At 31.7% G+C, this 2,279-nt stretch carries 2 protein-coding genes; both read left to right on the top strand.

Features of this window, described 5'->3' with window-relative positions:
- Positions 1–123 precede the first annotated feature (123 nt).
- On the top strand, positions 124–756 hold the full coding sequence (locus tag E1171_RS02530) for a LysE family translocator (RefSeq protein WP_155203763.1): 633 nt from the start codon (positions 124–126) through the stop codon (positions 754–756).
- A 357-nt stretch (positions 757–1,113) separates the two neighbouring features.
- Positions 1,114–2,279: DUF2157 domain-containing protein (locus E1171_RS02525; protein ID WP_155203761.1), on the top strand; the 1,166-nt coding region annotated here is incomplete at its 3' end.

The following is a 2,279-nucleotide window of genomic DNA, read 5'->3' as shown; positions in this document are numbered from 1 at the left end:
AGGCTTTTTTTTATTTCAATTAATTAATTAGCTCCTTCAGTAAGGAAAATTTGGGGAATTATAATTTAAAATAATCTATATATTGTCTTATTTCTTAAAACAGAATAAAAAAAGAAGACAAAAATGTATGGAATCAGCGACTTTGAAACATTTGTCATTGCAGGAATCCTTCTAAATATAACTCCGGGTTCCGATACAATGTATATTTTAGGACGAATCATCTCGCAAGGTAAAACAGCAGGAATATTATCGGCTTTAGGAATTTCTACAGGAGGTTTAATCCATTGTATTTCCGCAGTATTAGGACTTTCTGTAATATTGACTAAATCGGCAATAGCATTTGGGATTATTAAGTATTTAGGAGTTATATATTTGGTTTTCTTAGGAATTAAATCTCTTACTACAAAACCCACCCAGGACTTTGAAATAAAAGAAAAAGAACAAGACAATAACCCTATAAAAATCTATATTTCAGGAATATTTACTAACATTTTTAATCCAAAAGTAGCAATATTTTTCCTTGCCTTTTTACCTCAATTTATTGACTCAAGGGCTACCCAAAGTCCACTACCATTCATAATTCTTGGCATCACATTCTTATTTACTGGGACCATTTGGTGTTTAACCCTGGCCTTTTTTGCAGCAAAACTATCAGATAAGATTAGGAGAAATTATAAAATTAAAAACTGGTTGGATAAAATAACTGGCCTAATGTTTATAATGCTTGGAATTAAATTGGCATTTGCTAAGAAGTAAAATGATGCAATTAAAGATATAAGAAAAAGCTATAAAAGGAGTATTCGTAGAAAAATCCCTATCTCAAAAGACCCAATTACACCGCTCCATAAGAAGACGCGACCACATCAATGGTCAGATTTGTTTCTAAAATTTTACCAATTCAACATTTCAATTGGCCTGCCTGAAGAATAAAATCCTCAATTCTAAAGAAAAATCCTTCTAACATTTAATCACAACACCCCTAATAAAGTGTTATACTAATAAAATTCAATTTCCGGAATTGAATCAAAATTTCGCTAATGCAAATGAAAACCAAAAATTCCCCTCAATAGGAATTAATATAAATCCTAATTCTGAAACCAAGGAATAAAAATTATGGCCAAAAAATTCAGGGGATCAAGAAGGCTAAAACGTGAAATAGACTCTTGGAGTGAGGAAGGTCTGCTCACTGAAGAACAGGCAAAAAAACTATATGCACGATACGACCTTCATCTTCCTGAGCCTTGGTATAGAAAAACCGGTTTTATTATCAGTAGTTTGGCCTTGTTATTCGTTGCCATAGGTATATTACTAATTGTCATTGAAAATTGGTATAGAATAAGCTTTCCAAATCGCATAGCAATTATTATTTTTCCTTTAATTTCTTCTTGGTTAATTGGTTTAACATACCTTCATAAAGAAAAAAAAGAAGAAGCAGAATTGACATTCTTTTTCTCTAACCTAGCATTTGGAGCCAATATTTTTCTATTATCTAACCTTTTTCACACAAACTACTATTTTCCTTCTGGGTTACTTTGGTGGATATTAGGAGTTATCCCTTTTGCCATTTACTTTCAAAGCAATATACACCATTTCATTATCCAAATTTTATGCCTGGCATGGTTTTCTTGCCAGTTATATTTTCATCATTATTCTTTTTGGTCCCCTGTCATTATGGGAGTTATTGCCTGGCTATTATACAGCAAGCCTAATGTTTTTATGCTTATTTTGGCTATAGTTAACACCTATCTTTTCTTCATAAATTTAGAGACCCTTTTCCTAAAGACAGAAACGGAGTTTATTATTCTTGTGAGCACAATCAGTCTCTTTCTAATCATAGCCTTGCATTGGCTAAGACATCAATACAGTGAAAAACTAATTGAAAGAATAGATGCCTCCGCAGGTTTCCTCATTATTTTCACCCTATATCTATTTACTTTCCAGGCCATTATTGATGCTGTTCTTGAGAATGAACTTTCCTACCTCACGATTTCCCTTTTTTTAATTTCTATGGCTTTATACATTATCCAACCCAAGCAAACTTATACCAGTCTTGAAGTACTAATAGTTGCCTTGTTAATTTTGGAATATCTGTCGGCCAATTATTTTTTAGAAAAAGTTTTCCCAGCTTATCCTAATTTCTTAGTGGTCATAAATAATTCTTTAATCATTGGATTAATATTATTCTTACTAGCATATGGTCTCAAAAAGAAACAAAAACAAGTCTTTATTGTAGGTGTCTGTTTTTTATTATTTGTATTCACCAGTCGATTCTTTTATCT

This window comes from Xanthovirga aplysinae, from assembly GCF_009711365.1.
Lineage (GTDB): Bacteria > Bacteroidota > Bacteroidia > Cytophagales > Cyclobacteriaceae > Xanthovirga > Xanthovirga aplysinae.
This window is presented reverse-complemented; position numbering and strand designations above follow the sequence as displayed.

What these genes read in the sequence shown, in the direction of transcription:
- E1171_RS02530 (WP_155203763.1), top strand. Translation starts at nt 124, where the DNA reads ATGTATGGAATCAGCGACTTTGAAACATTTGTCATTGCAGGAATCCTT.